Genomic DNA, 25,173 nt, shown 5'->3' with positions numbered 1-25,173 from the left:
TTACGCGTTCCGCAGAGCCACCATCGGTTCCACGCCTGCAGCACGCCGCGCCGGGATTGCCGACGCCAGCACTGCGGCCAATCCGAGCGTCAGCACAGCCAGTGCGAGCATGATCGGGTCCCATGGCATAACGCCGAACAACTGAGTCGTCATCAGCCTGCCGGCGCCAATCGCTGCGGGAATGCCAATTGCCAGCCCAATGCCGATCTGCATGAAGGCGCCGCGCAGCACCATTCTTGTGACCTGCCCGCGATCCGCGCCCAGCGCCATGCGAAGACCAATCTCGCTCGTCCGCTGTTCCACCATGTACGCCAGCACTCCATATAGTCCAACCGCAGCAAGGATCAACCCAAGCACACCGAAGAGCGAGGTCAATGTCGCGATCATATTTTCCTGCTGGAACTGACCGCTAACGACCTGCTCATATGGATCAACACCGTAGAGAACAAAATTGGGATCGACGCTCGCCAGCGCCTTGCGCACGCGGTCTTCCATTCCCGGCGGATCTCCCGGCGTCCAGATCACAATGTTGTTCAAGTAGTGCGACCAGCTGTCTCCACTCGCGTACGCTGGATCGTCGTACTGCGCACTCTGCGCCTCCGGCACCCAGAACATCGGGCCCACGGGCTTTTTGTAGCCCCACGTCATGTAGCGGATGTCCCGCGAGACTCCAACGATTTCGTAGGTCGCGGAATACTTGATCTTGCCGGGTCCGAAATGCTGCCCGATGGGGTTCTGGTCTTTGAAGAACTTCTTGGCAAAGGCTTCATTGATCACGGCTATGTTCCGTGTCGCCGCGGTGTCCTCTTCTGTGATGGGACGGCCCAGCACAATTTTGGCGCCGATCGTCTCAAAGAAGTCCGGTGTGACCCGGGCAAAGCCCGAGCTCGTGTCTTCCTTCGGCGGCGGTTCAGGCCGGCCTTCGATGTGAACGCCATTGTTCCAGCTATCGCCCGACATCGGGGCATAGAGCGCCTCCGTGACCATCCGCACCCCTGGAATCTGCCGCACGCGATCGTTTATGTGTCGAAACAGCGGTTCCATCTGTTCGGGCTTGTAATTTCCCAAAGTGGGATTGATCCATGCGATGTACCGGCTCCGCATCTCGAATCCAAAGTTCTGGTGCTCCAGGTTCCGCAGGCTCTGGCCGAGCAGAGCCGCCGCGGACAGCAGCACCACGGAGATCGCGCCCTGCGCGATGACCAGGGACTTCTGCGCCCACGAGCGGCCGCCTCCCACCGAACGGTTTGCCCCGCGAAGCGCCTCGACCGGATCAGCCTGCGAAGTCACCCATGCCGGCGCTGTCCCGAAAACGATTCCCGTCAGAACGGATATGCCCAGCGTAAACAGCAAGACAGGCAACGAGGGAGTCGCGCTGATGGGTACGAAGTTATCGCGGCCGCCGTTCGCGAAAGCCAGATGCAGCATCAACCTTGTTCCCGCGTACGCCACGCCGATGCCCAGGACCCCACCGATCGCTGAGAGCATGACGCACTCGACTAACGATTTGCGCACAATTCGCGCTCGCGACGCGCCCAGCGCCACTCGGATTGAGGTTTGCGCGCGATCCTTCAACCCGCGCGCCAGCATCAGATTCGCTAGATTCCCGCACGCGACCAGCAGTACACATCCGGCAGCAATCAGCAGCAGCTTCAGTCCATCCTGATACTCGCTTCGAAGCGCGGTCACTCCAGCGCCGCCGGGAACCAGATGCAGCGTTTGCTGCTGCCAGAGTGCCTTCTCGCCGGGTTCCATATCGGGAAGGTGGCTGGCCAGCCAGTTATGGAATTCCACCCTCAGCTTTGCCTCGAGCGACTTGGGGTCTACCCCCGGACGCACTCTTCCCAGCAGATCCAGGAAGTTGTTCTGTGGCCGCTTCAGCCCTGACGTCGGCCCATCGATCAACAACCTAGTGGTCACTGGCAGCCAAAAATCCGGCATGCCCCACCCGGCCAGCTTCGCTCCGAAAAATCCGGGCGGAGCCACGCCAATCACCGTGAACGGGTGCCCATTAATCTGGTAGCCGGCTCCGACCACAGACCGATCAGATCCGTACTTGTCGTGCCATATGCGGTAGCTCATCACCGCCACCGGCGGCGCACCCTCTTTATCATCCTCGTCGGTCAACACGCGGCCAATCCAGGGCTGGATGCCAAGGGTCCTGAAGAAATTCCCAGAGACATACTCGCCATTACGCGTGTCCACGGGCGCCAGCGATCCCACTCGGCGGACGCCAAGCTGCGCATTGCCGGCCTGCAGTGCTGCCAAGTCGACGAACTCTGGCGTGTGCGCGCGAAAATGCTGGTACGCCTCCCACGAGAACAAGGCAAAGTCTCCCTCGTCACCCTGGGTATAGCCGCCCCAGTTGCAGCAGCGATCTTTATCTCCGATCCGCCACAGCTCACCCGGCTTGGTCACCGGCAGCGACTTCAGCATTACCTGGTGCACCAGCGTAAAGATCGCCGTCGTCGCTCCGATTCCTAGCGCCAGTGTGATCAGAGCTGTCGTCGTAAATCCAGGTGCCTTGCGCAGCTGCCGCACCGCGTCACGCAAATCTGCCAGCATTCATGCCCCCGCCACTTTAACTTTGAGAGCGTCCCCTTGCAGACGACGGAAAGCACTCCTCGCCCTCGCCTTGAGGGACTGCGAGTTAGACTCTCCTCATGGGAGGAGGATAGTCATACTTCTGTCCGTAATTTGAATTTTTCTGCTCGGGAAATCTGATGGCCGGATTTCCTGTTCTTTGGGCTAACGAATCACTTCGGTCCGCTGAAAAACTGAGATCTCTGCCGCGATCGTCTTCCCGACTTCAGTCGTGGTTGCGTTCCCACCAAGATCCGGAGTCTTCGGTCCGCGCTCAGCGAGCACTTTTGCTACAGCGCGTTCGATCTCTTGCGCTGCAGCGCTTTCCCCGAGATGCTCGAGCATCATGGCTCCGGAGGAAATCTGGGCGATGGGATTCGCGATTCGCTTGCCGGCAATATCAGGAGCCGATCCATGTACGGGTTCGAACATCGACGGAAATTCACGTTCCGGATTCAGGTTTGCAGAAGGCGCAATGCCGATCGAGCCCACAACCGCCGCGCCGAGATCAGAGAGGATGTCCCCGAAGAGGTTTGATCCGACTACGACATCGAACCGATTTGGACGTTGTACAAAATGGGCCGACAGGATGTCTACGTGAAATTGGTCCGCCTCCACATCGGGGAACTCAGATCGAATCTCCGCGAAGCGCTCATCCCAAAATGGCATCGTAAAAACAATTCCGTTCGACTTGGTCGCTGAGGTCACGTGCTTCTTCCGCGTCCGTGCCAGGTTGAATGCATAGCGGATTACGCGGTCGCATCCACGCTTTGTAAAGACCGTTTGCTGAACCACCAATTCCTCTTCCGTTCCGGAATATAGGCGTCCTCCGATTTGCGAGTACTCCCCTTCGTTATTCTCCCGGACGACGCAGAAATCGATGTCACCAGGCTTGAAGTTCTTAACCGGAGACTCGATGCCTTGAAGAAGCTTCGCGGGGCGCAAATTGACATATTGCTGAAAGCCGCGCCGTATGGGAATCAGCAGCCCCCACAAGGAGACGTGGTCGGGAACACTGGGAAAACCCACGGCTCCAAGAAAAATCGCATCAGAGTTCCGCAGCTGATCGAGGCCGTCCTCCGGCATCATCCGGCCGGTCTTGACAAAGCGCTCGCAACTCCAATCGAAGTGCTTCCAAACAAAACCGAAGTCAAACTTTCTGCCGGCTGCTTCCAAAACGCGCAGCCCTTCAGGCACGACCTCATGTCCGATTCCGTCACCTTCAATGACAGCGATGTTGTATCTCTTCAAAATCAGTCCTCGCGACGCCTATCGACTTTGCAACTTCCGAGGCTTCTTACCGACCTTAATTTGACGCAGCAATTAAGTTAACAGGCAGACCGAGCTGCCCGGCGGGTGAATCGATCAAAATGGCTGCGCTTCTGCAGGTTTGGTCGCAAGGCAGAAAAAGCAAAGGGAAGGAAGGATTAGGGAGAGAACAGGGAGGGAGTAGGCGAGTAATGGGGTGGGAGGAAAGTCGGGCTGTCTTGTGACAGCACTTGCCGAGTGCTTTCGGCAGACTTCTTGCTCAGTTCGTGGCGTGAGTCCGCAGGAGGGAGGATCGGGTTTTTATCTGGGCGAAAAACCCAAAAGCAGACCGAGCTTCTTTGTGGGTCTGAGTAGTTGCTCCGAGGGAAGCAATCCACAAAGTGTCTTGAGGGAATAGTACGCAGCTGGAATTCCGATCAGAGTGCCTAAGACCGCGACCTGAATTGGAGATAAAAAATACCAGCTTCCGAAAACAATTCCGAGTAAAGGCAGCATGATCGCTGCTAGTCGCACATTTGCAGCTGACCACGTGAATCCAGTGAGATGGCGTGCCACAAGGAAGATGGCCAGGTTGTGCAATACCTGCAAGACAAAAAAGGCAACGCCAATACCCGTCAAATGGAGGGTCCGTAGTCCTATCCATGCGAGGATCAAATACACCGAATTCGCGAGCACGCCGGAGCAGAAGAATATTTTGCGTTCGCCTTTTGCCAGAATGATGTAGCCAATGGGCCAGGTGATAACGCGGAGGAACATACCAATCGAGAACCAACGGAAGATTTCTACGGCTCCGCCGAAACGCGCCGAATAGAGAAGCGTCATCACCACCGGTGCAAGACTCAATCCGATCAGCATCGCTGGGGCGGCCATCAGCATTCCTACTTCGACTTGTTCGTTCATCAAACGATTGCACTCATTCCGATTATTCGAGACGGCCGTTAATCTCGGATAATAATCGCTTCCCATTGCTTGCAGGATGAAGCTTATGCACACCGCAGAAACACCCCACGCGGCTTGATAGTATCCAACGCTCTTTAGTCCGGAGGTTCTCAACACGAACAATCGAATCACATATGCAGCAGCAAGTGTCGCCAGGCCATTTGTCATCACCAGGAAACCAAGTTTCACGAGCTCAGATGCTTCGCGAAATGCTTTTCCCCAACTGATACGAATGGATTCGATTTTAATTTTGTGGGCGTACCACCAGGATGTAGCAATGCTTATGAGGGCAGTAGCGATCAAGCATGGGACGATACCTCTCTCCCGCCACATATAGACGACGGCAATGCTGACGGCGGCAGCAAAAAGACCGCCGAAGACATTGATCCTGGCGAGATCTGTGATGCGTCGCATTCCCTGAACAAGAGCGCTCTGCGCATCAGAGATATCGAGAAGAAAGGTAGCAATGCCAAGCGAGGCAATGGTTCCGATGTGTTGGTAATCATGAAACGTCACCCAGGAAATCGGGCGGGAAAACAAAATGAGCAGCAGAGCTCCCATCGAACCCGAATAGAAGGCGACCCGGCGAAGCGTGATTACCGTACAGGAGACACGCTCGGCCTCGCCGGTTCCCACGGCTTCTGCAATTTGCCTGACGCCGCTGGTATTGATTCCTAGGCCTGCGATACTACGGACTAAGTCGGCGATCGAACTATAAACGCCCAGTAGTCCGATGCCCGAGGGACCGAGAAGCAGTGCCATTGCTTTGGTCCTGACGAGGGTGAACAGCATGTTGACAGCGGTCGATCCTCCGATGAGAGCAGAGGATTTCAGAATGCGACCGTAGGATTGCCGTCCTGCTTCCGTCTTAGGGATGGAAGCGACCGCCTGCACTGTTGCCATGGATTTAGAGGAGTTCTAGTCCTGCAGGAGCCCGAAACCTTGGCGAGCCGGATTTCCGTAAGCGAGCATGTTGTCTGGAACCGAACGACGGATCACGGCACCATTTGCAATAATGCAGTTGTTCCCGATGCGAACACCTTTGAAGATCTTGACGTTTGGTCCGATCATGACGTTTTCGCCAATCTCGACATTGGCGCACTTACCTGGCTCACCACGACGGTCCGGATGCAAATCGTGGAAATCGGAATCGAGGATTTCCACGTGGGTTCCTAGCATGGATCGGTTACCGATCTTGATGCCTGCGCCGTTGCTGATGATTGCCACGTTGTTATTCATCCACACGCCGTCGCCAATCTCGATGACAGCTTCCTCCGTGCGGGCCTCGATGTAGGTGTAGCCGCTAAGATAATAGGCTGAAGGAAAACAACCCAGTTTTACGTTTCCTTTAAAGCGGATCGTTCCTTTTCCTGCCAGGTGGACCGGTTGCAGGATCGTGGGCTTGCCTTCCACATTCGCACAGTTAGAGAGCAGACGGTACTTCGCGATTCGACACTGCTGATAGAAATTCATTAATCGCATGGATACTCCTTGCCGGCGCTGTAGCAGATCGCCGTTAGTTGCCGTTGGACACGGACGAATGCATGGGGCTTGTTTTGTCGCGGACAAATGCAGCAATGGTGGAGACTGACCGGAAATTCTTCCGAGTGACTTCCTCTTGCTGGATTCGGATCCTGAAGCGCTTCTGTAAAAATTCCACAAGATCGACGACTCCTAGCGAATCGAGGATCGATTCATCCAAGAGTGGTGTCTCATTGTTGTATGTCCACGCGGCGCCGTTGATGACATTTACGTCAATGAAAGTACGGATCGTCGATTCGACTTCCTGATTCAGTGTTTCCTGCATGTTTTCCTCCTAGTCAAAGCAAGTGAACGCGTTCATCGAACGGGTTCACTCTTGATTATTTCCTGGATTGGACCTACGGGGAATTTATTCCGAGTATGTTGTGTGGCAATGGCTTGTCCGCCACCATGTGCGTCTAAAGCTCCACAAGCCGAAAAGCGCAAGAAGAGCCATTATTCCAGCAGCCCTCAGAATGCGACCGGTTGAGATCGCACTCAGTAGGTTGATTGCTCCTTTGAGTAAGCGTGGGCGATTCGGGCGGACAGCCCGGTAGCTCTCATGTGGTTGCACGGCGGCCACAAATGGATAACTCACCTCGACCCTGGAAACCGCCAAACCAATACGAATCTTGATCCCGCGCCCGTAGATTCTGTACGCATTGGCCCCAGCTGCCTCGCCGTTGAGTTTGACGTGCACATCATTTGCGCTCATTCCGTTCGGGATTACAAGCTCGACGGCAGTGTCCGGATCAACTGCGCCTTTAATGGTTGTAGCCACTGTGAGTGTGTTCCGTGCAATTGAAAAATCGGGCAATATCCGCACTCCTGATCGGCGTTTCCACCACTCGAAGAGTGTGGACGCGTTCACCGGCCAGATGTTGGACTTGCTCGACGTGAAACGTATATATTCCGCTGGATTCACATCATTGGAAGGCCTGTGGGTATAGAGATTCAGCAGAGCTCCGAGCTGATAATAGTGGTCGACCAAAGCTCGAATGCTGGACTGTGAGTGGCCAACCTCCATGGACTGCGCCACCTGCGAGCCGACGTACCAATCACTAACGGGTAGGGTTAGGAAAGCGAATCTCCTGCCGGGCGTTCGAGTTGAAACGGTCCAATGTGGGAACGGTGTGAGCTTCTGTTCCCCAGCGGTGACGATCCGGAGTTGCTCCAGGATCTGATAAGACTCGTCTCTCGTCGAATTAAAATAGGGTGCAGAAAACGTGCGAGTATTAGTTTGGATACCTTGCATCCAACCCGCGATGTCATCGAGCGACTTGCTTAGCGAAGTAGCGGCATAGTTTGCTCCACCTTGAAATCCGGCCGTTCGCAAATCTATTAGCTCGTCAGGTCCCCAATGCCAATAATCGCGATCGCGTGTCTGGAGTTCACTGTTCCCGACATTTGGAAGACCTCCATTGTGAGAACCAATGGTGGCTCCGTATAAGCGCACGGCCCTTCGCAGGCTATCTATCGTCTCCGGCGAATTACCCATCTCTGTCCGGAGTGTTCCCGTACAAAAGTAGTATTCCCCTTTAGCCGCGAAAGAACTGTCGAATTTTGCGGACTCCTCGATGGCGCGAATGGAGCTTGGCGTATTTTCAAAGTCATGCCTGACCATGTACGCGGCGTTGTACTGATACGGCCAAGGACTCACTCTGATGATTGGAAGATTCGCGGAGTCGAATGCCCACTCGATCGCACCTCGGAAAATCTCATAGGCGTACATTCCTGGAGCCCAGCCGCCGTTTCCTATCAGAGGCTGCATCGCCGCGTCAAAAATCAAGGATCCTCGACCATAGTTCTGGATGCTGATGTACGGAAGGCCATCGGACGTGATGGCAAGAACCGTCGCAGTGTCGGCTTTCACTTTCCAAACGAAGTGTTCCCGCTGAATCACGTGCCCTGGCGGGCCCTTTCGTGCCACGGATGTACCCCAGGAAACATCATCGTCCGTCAACGGCATGGTCCAACTGAGCTTACCCAAGGGGATATTTTCTACCACCCGATGATCAACAACTTTGGTGAGAGTAGTGTTCTTTGTCCAGTTTTGAAGTTGCGGACTCATCGTGTGCAGGCCCATTGCGCTCGCCAGGGCAAAATCCCCGCGCGAGCTTCCATCAGGTCTGCGCGTAAACGAAGATGACCCCACAAAGAGAAAACCACCGGAGGAGAGATAGTTGAGCAATGGCGTGATCTCATCATCGCTAACTACCTCCGCAGCAAGGCTGATGACGATGGGATACCTGGGCACTCCCTTATCGGTAATCAAAGCTCCTGAAGCGATGTCGGAGTCAGTGACCACGACGAAGGGCGTTCCATCCGAGCGGAGCGCTTCCTCGAGGGATTCATGCATGACGAAGTAGTGCCACCATGGAGTCCACCATTCCTTACCAGTGGTGTTGGCTCCTGAGGGCGTAGCCGCGCCCGCTGGAATGGTTTCCAATCGCTCGGTGAGCTCCGAGACGTGAATCGCAACAAGGGGTTGCTGGGCCTGTGCATAAGAACAAATGCACAAGAGTACTGCGAGATGGAGCCACGATCTCATACGCTGGTTCAAGCCACTAGTTCTGGCGCACAGATAGCAGTCGCCTTCGTGGCCGCGGAGATTACAGCCTCCATTTGCGAGTCTGTGAGGTGCGGGCCCATTGGAAGACTTAAGACGGAGGAGGAAAGAAATTCGGCAATCGGCAAAGACTTGGGAGTAGTAGCATCATCTGCGTACGCGCGCGATTGATGCGGCGGTATCGGGTAATGAATCAGCGTTCCAATTCCGGCGGTAGTGAGCTGTCTCTGAAGCTCTTTCCGAGCCAGGTGGCGTACAACAAAGAGGTGCCAGACTGGATCTGCCCAGTCTCTAATGTGAGGTAACACCAGTTCGGGAATACTCTGAAATTCCTTGATGTAGCGGAATGCGACAGCCTGTCGCCGGTTATTCCACTCGTCTAATTTGCGGAGCTTCACCCGCAAAAATGCTGCCTGAAATTCATCGAGGCGCGAATTGAAGCCCTTGTAGTCATTACTGTATTTAGTCCTGGATCCGTAATTGCGCAGAGTGCGTACTCTATCGGCTATGTCATCGTCATTTGTAGTAATGGCACCTGCATCGCCAAAGGCGCCTAAGTTTTTGCCGGGATAAAAACTGTTGCCGGCAGCATCGCCGAGGCCCCCGGTGCGACGTCCCTTATATTTCGCGCCTTGTGCTTGCGCATTATCCTCGATGATCTTAAGTGAGTATTTGGACGCGAGTTCCAGGATCGGGTCCATGTCAGCAGGCTGGCCATAAAGATGGACCGGTACAATCGCCTTCGTTCGATTCGTGATTGCCTCTTCTATTCTGGCGGGATCGATGTTGCACGTGCTTGGGTCCGGCTCGACTGGGACGGGGATTGCACCCGCATAAGAAACAGCGAGCCAAGTTGCTATATAGGTGTTGGAGGGAACAATCACCTCATCACCTGACCCAATCTCCATCGCACGCAGCACCAGGTGCAATGCATCCAATCCATTTCCGACGCCGACACAGTGTTTGACGCCGCAGTAAGACGCGAACTCCTGCTCGAAGGCTTCGACTTCACGGCCGAGGATGTACCATCCCGATTGCATGACGCGGCAGTATGCGTCGTCCAGCTCCGGTTTCAGCTCGGCATAAGGTCCGGAAAAATCGAGAAACGGGACTTTCATGCTTCAAGACCTGTTACGGCGCGAAGAAAGTCGCGGTAGTTGCGGTAATAGTCTTTTTCGTCGTAGAACTCCGAAGCGAGCACAAGGCACACTGATCCTGAGGAGAAGTTATCCATCTCACGCCATATCATAGGCGGGAGGTGCACGCCGTAGTACGAGCGGTTGAGATGGAAACGATGTTTGTTCTTTCCATCAAAAACAACGACGTCGAAGCTGCCTGACATTGCAATCAGGAACTGGTGACAGGTTTTCAACGCGTGTCCAGCCCGGTCAGCCCCGCCCGGAACATCGTAAAGGTAGAACACACGCTTGATATCGAACGGCAAGTGACGGCCGCTCTCAAGAAATGTGAGGTTGCCGCGCGGATCTGTGATTCGGTCCAAATCAATTGTCGTGCAATCCTGCACGGAGATATTCTGCAGAGAGAATTGACTATTCATGGTTTCCATCCAGTGAGGGAGGCTAACGTGACGGGTTCATTTCGAACGAGCGAACCGGCCGACAAAGACGCGTGGAACACCGCCCCAGTTTTCCTGCTCGCGCAAGGGACGCGCTCCAATTCGCAACTGCCCAAGCAAACGCAAGGCGGACATGGCATAGCGCCGCATGCGCGCGACATAGTTCAGTGCCAGTCGAACGCGTAGGCGGCTCTGCACAGGCAAGAGGCGGACTAAGAGAATGCGATAATCCCCTGGTTCCAAGCGCTCGTGCCTGAGGTGGTTCAATTTCCGGAGCTTAGAAACGAAGCCACTCTCCAAGTACTCCTCAATCCATTGAAAATAGCGGCGCCGTTGAAGCGCCTCGAGACTTGCTGCTTTGAATTCCTCGTCGGCAATCAGTGACAATCGTTGGGCTTTCACCAGGTCCGACAGAAATGCAACGTACATGATTTTGCGATTGTGAATGTTTCTTCTATCTTTGGCTTCTTGCGCAGCGAGCTGGCTCAGGTTCTCTCGGGTATCGCATTGTTTCTGGGCCGCATAGACATTGTTGCCGTGAATGCGATAGCGGACCAGGGGGCGATCAATGAAGGTTATGCTTCCCGCCAGCAGTGAGCGCAGCCCTAGTACGTCGTCTTCATGAATCAGATCTTCGGGGACGTTTCCGAATACATCGAACAACTTCTTCGAGAAGGCGTGCGTGCATCCGAACACAGTGGGTCGTAGTGTACGGACAAAATCGGAGGGACTCGGCGGAACGTCGGACTGGTGTTTAGCCCGTTCCGGGAAGGCGTTTGCGATCTCTCTCCCATTCTCGTCAATCTGGACATACGCCGAATGGATGGAAGTAGCTTTGCGGCCACCACAGTTCCAGGCTTCGTAGATTGCCGACGTCCTTTCGGGCGCAGAAACATCGTCTGCCGCGGCGATGACGATGAACTCCCCAGTTGACATCCCCATGAGTTGGTTGAGATGCCCCCCGAGCGAGCGCCGAATCGGGTTTCGATTCAGCACAATGTGGTGCGGACCGCGATATGCTGCCGCAGCTTGACGCATTAGCTCGAAGGTTCCATCCTGAGAACAATCGTCAGACAAGATGATCTCTAGAGGCGAATACGTTTGTGCGAACGCGGCTTCCACCGCCTCTCGAACGAAGCGCTCATGCTGGAACCCCGCGATCAAAAACGTCAGCAAAGGCTTTTGCATAGAATTCACGGCAGAATTTACGCTCAGTATCAGCCAGCTGATTCAAGTGCTGCATGTTCGCCCGTGTGCAGCACTGAGGGGCCTAAGCGCGTTGTTCTTCCTCGTTGTTCACTCAACTTATATGCCACGTACGAAGCAATGTTGTGGATCGATCCCATATTGGCTCCGATTAGCTCATCATTGTTGATGCGGATTCCGTACGTTTCTTCCAAGAACATGGCAATATGGAGGAAGTCCATTGCGTCTATCAGGTTGTTCTCCAGCAGGGAATCTGTGTTCGCGCAGGCGTTATCTCCGCCACTTAGATAGTTTTCGAGGACGAAGGCGCGCACCGCTTGTTGAATCGAAGAAGGAGAGATACCGTTCGCGTGTGCACTCTTCAAGCTGAGTTCTTTCTCAACAATCTGGGCGAACTCGCGAATCGTTGGGGCGCCAACGAGAGAAGCCAGGGAAAACCGTGCGCCGAATGCGCGTCCAATCTGGGTTATGAGGCTCAGCGCCAATAGAGACTGACCGCCCAGATTGAAGAAATTATCGTCCACATCAACCTGCGAAACGCCGAGCGCCTCCTGCCAGAGACTAGTTAATGTCTCCTCAACGGACATTTCTGATGAAATGTTGAGGATCGTGGACACAGGTTTCGTGTCCACTGTCTCATTCCTCGCAAGCTGACTATGCTCTCGACAGCCGTTTGTATTAGCGCTTGCTTGAGCGAGAAGATCCTGTGCTTTCTCGACAATTTCGGTAGTTATGAAAATTTGAGCTGGTGGCCTCGCCGGTTCAATCCAGAACCGCTGACGCTCGAATGGATAGGTGGGAAGTGGTACCCTCTGTCCACGATTCTTGCGCAACCGCCTCCAGTCTACGGGCGCGCCTGACACCCACAGCGCCCCAACAGTGCTCAGCAGGTTTTCCAGTTCGGAACGCTCATCTTTGGCATGGGGCAGCGAGTGGAACACTCTATTTTGCTGAGAGGATTTCAAGTGAAGCTTGGCAAGTGTGCTCAGTGAATTCCCGGGTCCTACCTCCAGCAAGTTGCCCTCGCTGTTCTCGAGCGCTTTCAAGAGCGCCGGGCTGAAACGCACACTACTTCGAATCTGTTGCGCCCAATAATTCGCGTCAGTAGCTTGTTCCGGCGTCATCCAGTCTGCTGTCACCGTGGACACAATGGATATCCGCGGTATTCGTTTGGGAACTGCAGCTGCGACCGCTCGAAACATCGCGATGATCGGATCCATCATCGAAGAGTGGAAAGCGTGCGAGGTAGTTAGCGGCTGAACCGCGACCCCATCCTTGGCCAGCAACTGTGCTAGGTCCTTGATTGCGGACGTTGGCCCGGACAGCACGGTGACTTCAGGAGCATTCACTGCAGCAATGGAAATGTCGCCGTTCAATCGCGACCGAAGATGATGCTCCGCCCTGTGCACGACAAGCATGCTGCCCGGCGGAAGTTGCTGCATCAGACGAGCACGCTCCGCCACGAGCGCCAGGCAATCTTCGAGCTCGAAAACGCCAGCAAGCGTGGCCGCTACGTACTCTCCAAGACTATGACCGATCATCGCTTTTGGAGTGATTCCCCAAGACAACCACAACTGTGCCAGCGCATAGCTGACCGTAAAGACTGCAGGTTGTGTGATCCGGGTCTGCTTCAGTTGTGCATCGGCATTCTCATCGAGTGAATGCGAGTAGAGGACACGTCTCAAATCCAAGCCGAGGATTGGCAGCAGATACTCTGCACACTGATCGATGTGTTGCCGGAATGTCGATTCGTTCTCATAGAGTTCTCGCCCCATGTTCGCATGTTGCGCGCCCTGCCCCGGGAACATGAATACCGTCTCAAGAGCTTTCTCAGTTGCCCTTGAACTGTGAACGCGTTTCGCTGTTCGCTTTTCGAGCAACTCGACAGCGTGCTCAATACTTGGCGCGACAATGGCCCTCCTATGCGAGAACGCACGGCGCCCTTCCTGCAAAGTGAATGCAACATCTGAAACGGCGAGTTCGGATTGCGATCTGAGATGCGAATTGAGCCGATCAGTCGCCTTTTCCAGAGCTTCATAAGTTCTGGCCGAGATCGGAATGATTTCCCATGCTTTCGGCGCAGCGTCTGAATGAACAGTTGGCGCCTCTTCAACAATCACATGCGCATTTGTCCCGCCAATTCCAAAAGAACTGATGCCCGCGATCCGCCGGCCATTCTTTGACTTCCAATCCGATAAAGTGCTCTGAACAAAGAACGGGCTGTTACAAAAATCGATCGAAGGATTTGGTCCTTTGAAATGCAAGCTGGGCGGCAGCTTTCCATGCTCAAGGGACAAGACGGTTTTGATCAAGCCGGCGACTCCGGCTGCAGCATCAAGATGGCCGACATTAGTTTTAATTGAGCCAATTCCGCAAAATCCCATTTCGGCTGTGGTTTCCCGAAATGCCTTTGTCAATGCGGCGACTTCGATAGGGTCGCCCAGAGAAGTTCCACTCCCGTGGGCTTCGACGTAACTGATCTCGCTCGCGTCGACGTCTGCCATTGCCAGAGCTTCGGAAATCGCACGGGCCTGTCCATCAATGCTTGGAGCGGTGTAGCTCACCTTAATCGATCCATCGTTGTTGACGCAGGACCCGCGGATTACCGCGTGAATAGTGTCGCCATCAGAAAGAGCATCCGATAAGCGCTTCAATATGACTATTCCCGCGCCACTGCCGAAAATCGTCCCAGCCGCTGCGGCATCAAAGGCACGGCAGTGACCATCCGGCGACAGGATCGTTCCTTCTTGATAAAGATACCCGGCGGTCTGAGGAAGCTTGATAGACACGCCACCAGCCAAGACCATATCGGATTCGCCGTTTAGCAGGCTTTGACAGCCAAAATGCACCGCAACGAGTGAGGTCGAACATGCAGTCTGCAACGAAATGCTAGGGCCCTTGAGGTTCAGCCGATAGGAAACCCGCGTACTAAGAAAATCCTTTTCAACGGCAAGAAAGCGCGGGAGTTCTCCCAAAGTCTCGATTAATTTTTGATTTGTGACCAGGTAGTCGTGGTAATAGGAATGAAGACCGGCGCCGGCGAAAACACCGATTCGACCACCGTACTGATTGGGGTCATAGCCCGCATTTTCCAGTGCTTCCCACGCACATTCCAGAAAGACTCGATGCTGCGGATCCGTTACTTCTGCTTCTCGTGGCGAGAAGCCGAAAAATTCAGCATCGAAGTATTCGATTCCATCCAGAATTGGACTTGCTTTTACATAATGGTCGGTGGCGAGCAGGCTGGGATCCACACCCGATGCCAGGAGGTCTCGGTCGTCCAACCTGGTAATGGACTCTACTCCGTCGCGAAGATTGCGCCAGAACTGTTCCAGATCGGGTGCACCCGGGAACCGCCCTGCCAGACCAACAATTGCAATGTGATCGAGTTGTTCTTGCTTCATGATGAATGAACCCGACTATTTCTCAGAGAGAGTCGCCGTCGCAACAAGCCTTTTCTGATATCTGCATTTTCTCTGCTTTGGAATTTCAACCTGGATTCACAATGCGCAGCTTGAAGAAAATTAGCCAGTAACTCGATCGTCGGATGGCCGAATAGCTCGACAACAGCCAGTTCCCTTGAAAACTCTCGTTCAAGCATGTAGCGAACGCGAAGGATGGAAAGAGAGTCCCCACCGAGATTGAAGAAGTTGCTGTTACGCCCGACTCTGTTCGTTCCCAGTACTTGCGACCAAACTCGCGCAATTTTCTTTTCTGTTTCGCTAATGGGTTGGGCGCATTCCGCATCCAGCTCAGATAGCATCTCATCGATAGCGGGGAGAGCTTTGCGATCTACCTTGCCGTTCGCGGTTTGCGGCAAATGATCGAGCGCCATGTACGCCGACGGAACCATGTAATCCGGCAGCCGCTGCATCAAGTAGTTGCGCAGTTCTTCCACCGCCGGAATTTGTCCGGGCCGCGAGACGACGTAAGCGACTAAACGCTTCTCAGCGTCATCCCGTTTTTGAACTACAACCACTGCCTGCGAAACATGAGGATGGTCGCCCAGAGCTGCTTCAACTTCTGCTAACTCGATCCGGAATCCCCGAACTTTTACCTGCTGATCACTTCGCCCGAGACACTCAAGAGCGCCGTCGCTGCGCCAGCGGCAAATGTCACCCGTTCGGTACATGCGTCCACCGTGCTCAGGTCTGAACCGATTCGGTAGGAATCGCTCAGCTGTGAGCTGCGGAGCCCGCCAGTAACCTCGCGCTACACCCGTGCCCCCAATGAATAACTCGCCCGAAACGCCGACCGGAACAGGATTCAAATCGGGATCCAAGATGTATGTCTGCGTATTTGCGATTGGCTTACCGATAGGAACAGGATTCGTTGCTGAAGTCACTTGCCAGGTGGTTGACCAAATTGTGGTTTCGGTGGGCCCGTACATGTTCCAGAGGGATGAGCAGCGAGGTAGCAACTCTCGGGCTAACTCCGGTGGGAGCGCTTCGCCGCCACAGAGAATCTTCATCCCCTTGCGCCCCGCCCAGCCATGTTCTATCAGCATTCTCCATGTGGCTGGCGTCGCTTGCATGACGGTTGCCCCGCTATCTTCAATTAGTCTGCCTAAACGGCGGCAATCCATCGTCGACTCTCGATCCGCGATTACGAGGCGGGCGCCATTCAAGAGAGGCAAGAAAATCTCCAATGCCGCTATGTCGAAGGAAAACGTCGTCACGGCCAGTAATATGTCGCTGGATTCGATTCCGGGCTGGCGCTTCATCGAAAACAAAAAGTTGATTACAGCTCGATGCTCAACTTGCACGCCCTTCGGCCGGCCTGTGGAACCAGATGTGAAGATCACATATGCCAGATTGTGTGGATCCACTTCGCTAACGGAGTGTTCGCGGGGTTGCGACATCAACTCCTCTGTATCTAGCGGGACCAGTCGGGCTGAGTAAGCCGAGAACAGAGTCGTCAACTTACGTTGAGTAAGGATGATTTGTACTCCGGAATCCGAGACGATCTGAGCCAACCGACCTGCCGGGAATTGTGGGTCCAGCGGCACGTAAGCGGCTCCTGCTTTCAATACGCCAAGCATCGCGACGATCAGCTCCGGGGAGCGCTCAATGCATACTCCGACGAGATCCTCCGGCCCTATGCCCTCTTCTTGCAGCCAGTGTGCTAACTGGTTGGAGCGATCATTCAATTCAAGATAAGTGAGTTCTTGCGATCCGAAGACAACCGCTACTGCCTCCGGTGATGCTTTTACCTGCGCTTCAAATTGTTGGTGCAGGGTGCTCCCCTGGAGATGCTCCTCGGCCGTTTCGTTCCATTCGACAATGCATTGACTCTCTTCGCGATCGGTGAGATAACGAACTGCCTTGAGCTGCTGGTCTGGTCCTGCCTCCTCCATGGAAAGTAAGATCGTCTTCAAGTGCCCGAGCATTCGTCGAATAGCAGCATCAGAAAATCGAGCGTGGTTGAAGCCAATTTGTAACTGCAACTCGGACCCTGCGTATGCAGTCAGTGTTAACGGATATCCGGTTTGTTCGTACAAGTGAAACGTTCGAGTTGCCCAACTCCCCCCCTTTTCTCGCAAGCGTTCGTTGAGTTCGTAGTTTTCGAACATCACGATGCTGTCGAACATCGGTTTGTCATGTGGTACGTCACTCCACTTGTGAATTTGAACCAACGGAGTGTGCTCGTGATCGCGCAACTCGCGCCATTGGGCACGCAATGTTGTAAGCCAGTTCCCAAGAAGAGTCTCCGAGTTCACTCTGACTCGCAGCGGCAACGTATTGATGAAAAATCCAACCATGTTCTCGGCACCATCAATCGTTGAAGCGCGGCATGCACGAACCGCGCCGAACGCTACGCTTTCGTCGCCGCTGTACCGGTGCAAGAGCAAAGCCCACGCACCTTGCACAACGGTGTTGAGAGTCCACCCATGATTCTGAGCGAATTCCTTCAAGGCAGAAGATGCAAGCGCATCCAAGGTGATGCGATGCTGTCCCCACAGACCCCCGTCTTGTGTTCCTTCGCCTGAGGACTGATCGATGCCGAATGAATTGGGCGCGGTAAAGCCTGCTAATTCAGCACGCCAGTACGATTCGGACTGGGCAGAGTTATGCGATCGCAGCCAATCGATGTAGTCCCTATAGCGGCGCGGCCAAGGCAGAACTAACGCCTTTCCCTTCCGGATCGATTCGTAGAACGCAAATACTTCTCCCAGAACAATGGGAAATGACCTGCCGTCGAGTAGGGCATGATGAAAGGTCCAAAGCATCCGATACTCTGCATCGGCTGTACGTATTAGACAAAGCCGATTCGGAGGAGCTTCGTGCAAATTGAATTCGGAACGGCGATCACTCCCGAGAAACGACTCAAATTCCAGTAGCTGATTTTCGACGGGGAGGTGTCGCCAATCGAGTTCTTGCCATGAAACCGTTGAAGGATACTGCACGATCTGAATAAGATCGCCGTTGTCGGCAAAGCCAAAGATCGTGCGCAGTTGCTCGTGCCGCTCGACCGTCCTGTCCCAGGCAGACCGCAATGCAGCAGCATCTAACTGCTCGTGAAGCGTGCATACTATCTGCTCGATGTCGGTACCACAGCCAGGCTCTGCCAAGTGGTGAAACAGCATGCCTTGCTGCAGCGGAGTTAGAGGGTATCGATCGGCGGCTGCACCGGTTTCGGTGTGGTTTGCTATCACAGCTGTTTGCCTTGCCTCAATGATGTGGCTGTCTTTGGAGTGTGGAGGACAGATTACTGGGACGTCACTAATTGGCGATGACGAACTGCGTAAGAGCCCTCACGCAGAGCAATCGATGCGATATAGCCGGGCCGGGGGAAAAAGCGTTGAATTAGCCATTTGGTGTGTGGATCGCAACGGTCAATTGCGTGGGCGGAGTCACAATCGTCGGATTCCATAATCACTTCCACATTCTCCAGATTGCGAGTGATTCCTTCGCCGGTTGCCTTGAGTACGGCTTCCTTTGCAGTCCAAAGAAAAAAAAAGTAAGTGGTTCGTTTTTCGAATGCGAGATCTGCCAACAATCGCCGCTCCCGTTTTGAGAAGCATCGAGCCGCAATTTCATTCAGCTCAGCAAGCTGACGCACGCGCTCAACGTCGATGCCCACCGATGCGCCAGGTTTTATCGCGATCAAGGCCAGGTCCTCAGTTCCTGCATTACTGAAAGAAAGGGCGCAGGGCGTTGATCGGTCAGATGCATGTTTGATCTCAGGTTTGCCAAACGGACCATAAGAGAACTCAATTGTTGCGGGCTTCTCCCGTAGATAAGCTGCGAGAACAATTCTTCGAGTGCCGTGTTCGAGGACGTAGCGCTCACGATGCCGCGCAAAGAGAAACTGTGCCAATCTCGTCCGCTCCTCGGCTGAAAGCAAATCATGAAAAGCGACGAATTGATGCCTGAAGTCGTTTAGAGACACCGACCAGATGTCGACGCACTCTTGGGACACGAAAGAAGCAAAGTCATCATTCAAGAACGGAAAGTGATCGTCCAGAATCGGAAACGTTTTAATGCCGAGTGGATTGCAAACAAGCATATGGTTCCAAGCAAAATGAGAGTTATTCCTTGTGCAGTTCGCGAGGAACGGCTCTAGCGGGCATAGTGAGCATCATGCTGTCGGGCTTCACATTATGGTTGATGAGCGCGCCCGAGCCGATGATGGCCCCTCTTTCAACAACGATGCCGGGCAGGAGCACAGCGGCCTCCCCGATCATTACGTCGTCCTCAATTACCGGACCGGTGATGTCGTCTCTCCATCCTTTGCTGCCAATAAGGTTGTCATTCGCAGATTGGACATCATTTGCGATGAAAACGCGGTCGCCAACCACAGACTTCCCCGCAATGCCCGAATGATCCATGATTTTCGTGTTTGACCCAATCCTGCATTCGTAACCGATTGTTGCGTGGCGTCCGATGATGGACTTTGAACCAATGGACGATTTCTCACGGACCGATGCTCCATCGCCGATCAAGGTTGATTCACCGATTCGCACATCGCAATAAATCACAGCATTGGGTCCTATGCAGCAGCCAGCACCGATTGCAACGTGCCGGTCGAATACAGGCTCGCGAGCAACGGCACCAGCCCCATTTGGTTCTTTACCGATGTGCGAGAACGGATAGACCTCTACACCATCCCCGATGGAAACGCCGGATTCGATTACGACAAAAGGATGGACGATAACGCCGCGTCCAAGTTTCGCACCCTTACGTATGATTGCGAATTCAGCAATCGAAGTGTCCGGCCCTATTTCTTCCGTCTCAATAATGGCCAATTTGTTTGCGCCTTTTTTTTCCATGAGCTAATCCCAAACTCTCCTTTTACATCAGTTCCTCAGTTCGCGAATGCCTTTGCGCGCTCCCAATGTTCTGTATGGGTAGCGTCCGCGAGAGCAGAGATCACTAACTTCAATTCCTCACTATCCGCCCAGACTTGCCCTTGGTGCACGGCCACGATGCAGCGGGGAAGCATATCCACTCCCTTTGTCCGGCAGAAGACCCCTGAGGCGCCCATGCGAAACGCCTGGACAACCATCTCAGGCTTGCGCGAGTCCAGCAACGCCACGCTTTTCATTTTGGGACGCTCGCCTCTGAGGTGTTGGAGAATCGCCAATCCGCGATTGGCATCGTCCTCTATCCATGCGCTTATGATCATTACATCCGGACTCAAGCGAAGCGCTATTTCCATTATCTCTATAGGATTCGCACTGAATCCCAGCACCTCCAGCTCGGGGTCGCATGCAACTACGTTCGCCAGAAGTTGGGCCGCCATGGCATCGCTCTCGGCAATCAATACGCGTATGCGTGTCAAAGGCGGCTGTCGCACCATTTCTTCTCCCGAAAAGTTAATGGAGGCCGGAGGTCGCTTAATTTAAATCTGGAAGACGAAGCCCCAGGAGATTGCTATCAATCAAAGCTCTCTCGGAGCTGGTTGTGATTGGGATCGGTCTAATCCGGGAATGAGAATCAGAAGAATAGGGAAAAATGCAGTCAGCCGTTCGTTCTAGACGATCCGTTCTGGTTACAGCTTCGCCCCCTGAGTCCCACTGGCGGACCTGACACAATGAAAAACAGGCAAAACGAACTGCTGGCCGTTCAAACTGGAGAGTGAATCTATGCAAGTGTCGGAATCTCCGCAAGATGCCGACCTTCCCTCCGACAGACGGCCCTGGGCATTTCTTCGCGCTTTGGCCGTCAGAGCAGGGTGGGGGGGAGACGACCTTCTCTAGTGCTGGTTGGCCAAAAGTTGCTTTCATTGACGCTTTGAACTTGACTCCTATTACGAGGGGTGATAAACAAACGATTCGTTAGCCCCCAAAACAGCCCCCGCACCGGCCCATCAGTATCGACCCACATTAAAATTTCCACTTTCCCAATTGCGGGGATATTCAATTGACTATTCGAGAAAACAAAGGGTGCGACAGGTCGTTGGCACGGATACGTGTATTCGTTGCCGAGAGCAATGCCATGGCGGCCCAACTTTTGGCAAATGTAGTCGCACGCGATCCCGAGCTGGACGTCCTGGGATTCAGTGCAGATCCGCTCGAAATCATCCAAATGGTTTCGCACTCCAGTCCCGACGTCCTGATTATCAGTGCGCGGATGCAGGACGAGGCCAGTCGCGGATTGATCCTGGTTCAGCAGCTGCGAGCGGGGTGTCCGATGATGAAGGACGTGGTCCTGCTGGACTCGAGTAAGCCGGAGATGGTGGTGCAAGCGTTTCGCATGGGCGCTTCCGGAGTCTTCTGTCGGACGAAAGCAGTAGAGATGCTCCCCCGCTGCATCGTGGCGGTGCATCGGGGACAGATTTGGGCAAACAGCGAAGAATTGCAGTTTGTAATCTCCGCTCTTTCAGATACGACGCACAGTGCGAGCGTTGAGCAAGAAAGCTTGTCAGTACTATCGAAGCGAGAGCGCGAGGTGGCTGAGAGCATCGTGGAGGGACTTACAAATCGGGAAGTGGCGGAGCGCCTTGGCATCAGTCAGCACACAGTGAAGAATTACGTTTTCAAGATCTTCGAAAAGCTGGGCGCTTCGAATCGTGTGGAGCTGGCGGTTCTGCTTTGTACAACGCTTTCGCAACAGGGGTTGAGTTAGGAAATTAAAGAAGCGCTGAGATCTCCCAAGTAAAATCTCATTACTCTCTGTCGCATCTGCCACTCGAAAATGCACAGCGGGGGCTAATGTTTTTGGACTCTCCAGTCCTTGGGCCAGAACGAAAGCTGAAGCTGCGTGGTGAAATTGCTTTGAGGCCCGGAAGCCAATAGAGGAGCGACCCAGCGTTCGTGCTGCATCATGACTTGCAGGTCGAGGCCGTTCTGCCAACGGTATTTGAAGGCAGCGTAGGCGTCCTGCTGCGTCTCCCCGTCTGGGATGAAGAATTGTGAGACCTTCACCATCCGAAATCCTGCGGTGATGCTGCTGGCGGGATTAAGCCAGTAAGTTGCCCATGTTTTACCGCCGGTTCCTTCGCGTCCGAGCCATGAGCCAAGAAGGTTGCGGTTGATGGTGTAGCTGTCTTTGTAGAGTCCCTCGTAGTAATAAAAATTGCCGCCCAGCACCTGCGTCGGGAAGGTATCGGTAGTCCCGCCTTCAACGTGCAGGTCTAATTTAGGAATTCCGGGGAAGTGGCTCAGGTAGATGCCGGGCATAACTGCTGATCGGTTGGGAGCATCGGCCGGCGAAACGTCGTCATGAACAAAGGAATCGATGTACGCAGTGACCCAGTTGCGCAGGAACGGCAGGCGGTAGCGAATATCGAAATTCGCATGGCGTGTGCCCGGCGTGTCGTGTGGATTAAATCCTACATTCGTGCCGCTGCTAGTGCTGGTTAACGTCTGCCAAAAAGTATGCGCAGTCAGAGGCTCCAGCCCTTTGCCCGCAAAAATCGAGCTGCGGGAGAATCCAATCTCAAGATTCTTCGTGGGTGCAAGCACGATTTTCTGCCCGAACGTGAACGGATCGGCAGGGTATTTGTTTCCGTAGAGGCGTCCAAAGAAGTTGTCGTAACGTATGGTTCCGAACAGCTTCGAAAACAATGGAATATACAGCGGGAAAGTGCGATTGAATCGGATTCCGTAAAAGGGCGCGGCGTTGTTGCTGAGCATTAGCGCGGTGCTGTCGTCCGGTCCCCACCAGTAGGTCTGCTTGCCGACAGAAATCTCATTGCTTAGCAAGTTGAAGGATGTGTAAGTGTCCAGCAGTCGGAATACGTTCTTCGTGGGCACACCATTGAACGACTCACCGGGAATCAGATCGATCTGCGCCAGTGTTTGATTGACCGGTGGGCTGTATCCCGGAAGGGATGGAGCGTGCTGGTACTCACCGCGTACAAAAAACGAGAAGCGTCCGGATTCAGCACAAGTCTCAAATCCCACTATTTGCTGCAAGCCATCGCCGAATGGGCGTCCGAAGTCATCAACGATGGTCTGCCCAAAATGGAACCCGTCGTTTAGCGGAGATCCGGAGATGTACTGCGTACGCGTGTACACCCGATCAATCAAGAGCGATTTACTCTGTTGCCCTCCCTGCAGCTCGTTCTCATGGTGAAATTCTGAACGCAAATCACTTAGAACGAGGCTGCCTTCACTTCCTGCAGGCGGTTCTTGCGCGCGCGAAATCATGGCGTAAACCGCCATCCGTGTCCACGGCCGGATGGCGGCGAAGGTCGAATCAACGATGTTGAGGGCTGCGAGCCGCTCAACCGCGGGATAGATCCAGCTGTCGAGTTCGATGTACGTGGAACTCACGCGCTCAGCGGGAATTGGAAGTTCCGCAGATTCGAAGGTGCCGTAGTTGACCGCGGGATCGTGATGGTTTCTGTATACGCTTCGCCCGATGAGGTAGCCCATCGTGCCGCCGATAAACACGTCTGAAGGAAAGTGCTTGTCCCCGGTTACCCGAGCCACGCTGACGGCGGTTGCGAGGCCGTAGCTGGCAAACTGGGAGAACCAGCCGGGATATTCGTGGGCGATCACCGTGGCGATCGCGAAGGAAATGCTTGCATGCTCGGAGGGAAACGACGTTCCACCTGGCTGGAAGAAGTTTCCTTGCCCGCGATCAACATCTGGACGCTCACGCCGAAGGCCGTACTTAAGTACATCCGTAAGCACAAATGTGTCGGCGGCCGCCTGGGCTGAGAGCAGCCCCGTTTCCCGCATGTGTTCGTCGCTGAACTGCCTTCCGCCGAGGTACATGAGACTTGAGGCGCCAAGAAAAAGCCCCAGTCCGAGGTCGGAGAATGTCGCGCTTGCTGGAACGTGACTGTGTCGCGTCAGCTCATGTGAAGTGGTGGCGTCGGTTACGAACAAGCCAGTCGAGATCCCCCCTGCTGGGACTAGCCACTCGGCATCGGAGATCTTCAGGTGAGCTGGGCAGGTCCAGATTCGCTTCTGGTCGGATAGGAAGCCCTGAAATCCTCGTTTTGCGTCACCTGCGACGCTGGCGTGGGCATTCGGCTTGGACAAAGGGCTCTTAGCAGGCGGATTTTGCCGATTCTGCGAATATGCTTCCGGCGCCACGCCCAGAGTCAAAAGAAGAACCAAAACGACAGTATGTTTGGAACGTAGTATGAAAGGTCCTAAAGCACTGCGGAATTTCGACAAAATCGTCCTACTCTCTATATATTTAGACAACACAATAAGCCGTAAGAAATGACAGCCGGAAGTAAGCACACGCTGTGTCATAATTACCGGCCCAACGCCAGCGCTGTGGTGCTCCACAAGATGTGCAAACTCAAATTCCCAGATTGGACATTATCCCCGGCAGAATACCCTAGCGAACAAGCGATTTAGCTCTAAAAATTAATTTTTTGCTTGCCACATCGCTTCCAGCAGCTTACATTTTTTCAAGCTTGCGAGAAAGAACCAGCAAGCACTCGCTCCGTTAAAAGTCCTTTAACAATTCCGGGGCGACCTTGGGCCCTCGCCGCACCGAAAATTTTTTTTCGGCGAAGTCCTTTGGTAAGCCAATCAATCGCGCAGTTTCAAAAGGTACGTCCTAAGTGACGATAGCGAAGCTTTGTCTGCAATTGCAAAGCTGAGTCAGCGAACCGATGATGTCAATCATTCCCCTGTCCGCCCACGCAGAATCAGAAGTTCTTCCCCGATGGTTTGCGGTTTATACAACTTCACGCCACGAAAAAGCCATCGCTGAGCACTTCGCGCTGAGAAAGATTGAGTCCTTCCTGCCTCTCTATCGCACTCAGCGCCTCTGGAAGAACGGCTGCAGGATGGACCTGCAGCTGCCGCTCTTTCCCAGCTACATCTTTGTTCGGATACGTGCCCTTGAGCGAGTGCGCGTGCTTGAGGTACCCGGAGTGCTCTCTCTGGTGAGCGCTGCGGGAAAGCCAGTGCCACTGCCCGAGCCAGAGATTGAAGCACTCCGTTCCTCTCTGCCGTTGGTAAAGTGCGAACCGCATCCCTACCTCGTGATCGGTGATCGAGTTCGCATCAAGAGTGGGTCGCTAGAAGGCATGGAGGGCGTGCTACTGCGAAAAAAAGGATTCCTCCGCGTTGTTCTTTCTCTTGACCTGATTA

At 54.1% G+C, this 25,173-nt stretch carries 17 protein-coding genes; 2 read left to right on the top strand and 15 right to left on the bottom strand.

Features of this window, described 5'->3' with window-relative positions; genetic code table 11:
- The 14 genes from DMG62_20140 to DMG62_20075 all read right to left on the bottom strand — a co-directional run bounded on the left by DMG62_20140 (position 1) and on the right by DMG62_20075 (position 20,465).
- Positions 1–2,565 carry a permease gene (locus DMG62_20140; GenBank protein PYY21139.1) on the bottom strand — a complete coding sequence of 855 codons (2,565 nt, stop codon included), beginning with the start codon at positions 2,563–2,565 and terminating at the stop codon, positions 1–3.
- A gap of 183 nt (positions 2,566–2,748) precedes the next feature.
- Positions 2,749–3,834: a tartrate dehydrogenase gene (locus DMG62_20135; protein PYY21138.1), complete on the bottom strand. Its 1,086-nt coding sequence runs from the start codon at positions 3,832–3,834 to the stop codon at positions 2,749–2,751.
- A 318-nt stretch (positions 3,835–4,152) separates the two neighbouring features.
- Positions 4,153–5,694: a hypothetical protein gene (locus DMG62_20130; GenBank protein ID PYY21137.1), complete on the bottom strand. Its 1,542-nt coding sequence runs from the start codon at positions 5,692–5,694 to the stop codon at positions 4,153–4,155.
- Positions 5,695–5,709: 15 nt separating this feature from the next.
- Positions 5,710–6,273, bottom strand: coding sequence for an acetyltransferase (locus DMG62_20125; GenBank protein ID PYY21136.1), 564 nt, complete (start codon positions 6,271–6,273; stop codon positions 5,710–5,712).
- Between the two features lie 34 nt (positions 6,274–6,307).
- Complete coding sequence (locus DMG62_20120) at positions 6,308–6,598, bottom strand: hypothetical protein (protein PYY21135.1); 291 nt, start codon at positions 6,596–6,598, stop codon at positions 6,308–6,310.
- Positions 6,599–6,682: 84 nt separating this feature from the next.
- Positions 6,683–8,863, bottom strand: coding sequence for a hypothetical protein (locus DMG62_20115; protein ID PYY21134.1), 2,181 nt, complete (start codon positions 8,861–8,863; stop codon positions 6,683–6,685).
- Positions 8,864–8,871: 8 nt separating this feature from the next.
- Entirely contained in the window at positions 8,872–9,999 is a 1,128-nt protein-coding gene (locus DMG62_20110) for an erythromycin biosynthesis sensory transduction protein eryC1 (GenBank protein ID PYY21133.1), read from the bottom strand.
- Entirely contained in the window at positions 9,996–10,439 is a 444-nt protein-coding gene (locus DMG62_20105) for a hypothetical protein (protein PYY21150.1), read from the bottom strand. Before DMG62_20105 ends, DMG62_20110 begins: the two co-directional genes overlap by 4 nt.
- Positions 10,440–10,475: 36 nt before the next feature.
- Positions 10,476–11,645 carry a hypothetical protein gene (locus DMG62_20100; protein PYY21132.1) on the bottom strand — a complete coding sequence of 390 codons (1,170 nt, stop codon included), beginning with the start codon at positions 11,643–11,645 and terminating at the stop codon, positions 10,476–10,478.
- Between the two features lie 29 nt (positions 11,646–11,674).
- Entirely contained in the window at positions 11,675–15,067 is a 3,393-nt protein-coding gene (locus DMG62_20095) for a polyketide synthase (protein ID PYY21131.1), read from the bottom strand.
- Positions 15,064–18,318 (bottom strand): non-ribosomal peptide synthase, encoded by a 3,255-nt coding sequence (locus tag DMG62_20090; protein ID PYY21130.1) that lies wholly within the window; start codon positions 18,316–18,318, stop codon positions 15,064–15,066. The genes DMG62_20095 and DMG62_20090 overlap by 4 nt, the downstream gene beginning before the upstream one ends.
- A gap of 53 nt (positions 18,319–18,371) precedes the next feature.
- A complete protein-coding gene (locus tag DMG62_20085; protein PYY21129.1) occupies positions 18,372–19,172 on the bottom strand; it encodes a hypothetical protein in 801 nt (266 codons plus the stop codon).
- Between the two features lie 22 nt (positions 19,173–19,194).
- Positions 19,195–19,935 carry a transferase gene (locus tag DMG62_20080; GenBank protein ID PYY21128.1) on the bottom strand — a complete coding sequence of 247 codons (741 nt, stop codon included), beginning with the start codon at positions 19,933–19,935 and terminating at the stop codon, positions 19,195–19,197.
- A 35-nt stretch (positions 19,936–19,970) separates the two neighbouring features.
- Positions 19,971–20,465 (bottom strand): hypothetical protein, encoded by a 495-nt coding sequence (locus tag DMG62_20075; GenBank protein PYY21127.1) that lies wholly within the window; start codon positions 20,463–20,465, stop codon positions 19,971–19,973.
- Between the two features lie 638 nt (positions 20,466–21,103).
- Here DMG62_20075 and DMG62_20070 point away from each other — a divergent pair.
- The gene (locus DMG62_20070; protein ID PYY21126.1) at positions 21,104–21,733 is read left to right on the top strand and encodes a hypothetical protein; all 630 of its coding nucleotides are present in this window, start codon (positions 21,104–21,106) and stop codon (positions 21,731–21,733) included.
- Positions 21,734–21,816: 83 nt separating this feature from the next.
- Here DMG62_20070 and DMG62_20065 read toward each other — a convergent pair whose 3' ends face one another.
- Positions 21,817–24,321, bottom strand: a complete 2,505-nt coding sequence (locus DMG62_20065) for a hypothetical protein (protein PYY21125.1) — start codon at positions 24,319–24,321, stop codon at positions 21,817–21,819.
- Positions 24,322–24,692: 371 nt separating this feature from the next.
- Here DMG62_20065 and DMG62_20060 point away from each other — a divergent pair.
- Positions 24,693–25,173: hypothetical protein (locus DMG62_20060; GenBank protein ID PYY21124.1), on the top strand; the 481-nt coding region annotated here is incomplete at its 3' end.

The organism is Acidobacteriota bacterium (assembly GCA_003225175.1).
In the GTDB taxonomy this organism is placed as follows: Bacteria; Acidobacteriota; Terriglobia; order Terriglobales; family Acidobacteriaceae; genus Gp1-AA112.
This window is presented reverse-complemented; position numbering and strand designations above follow the sequence as displayed.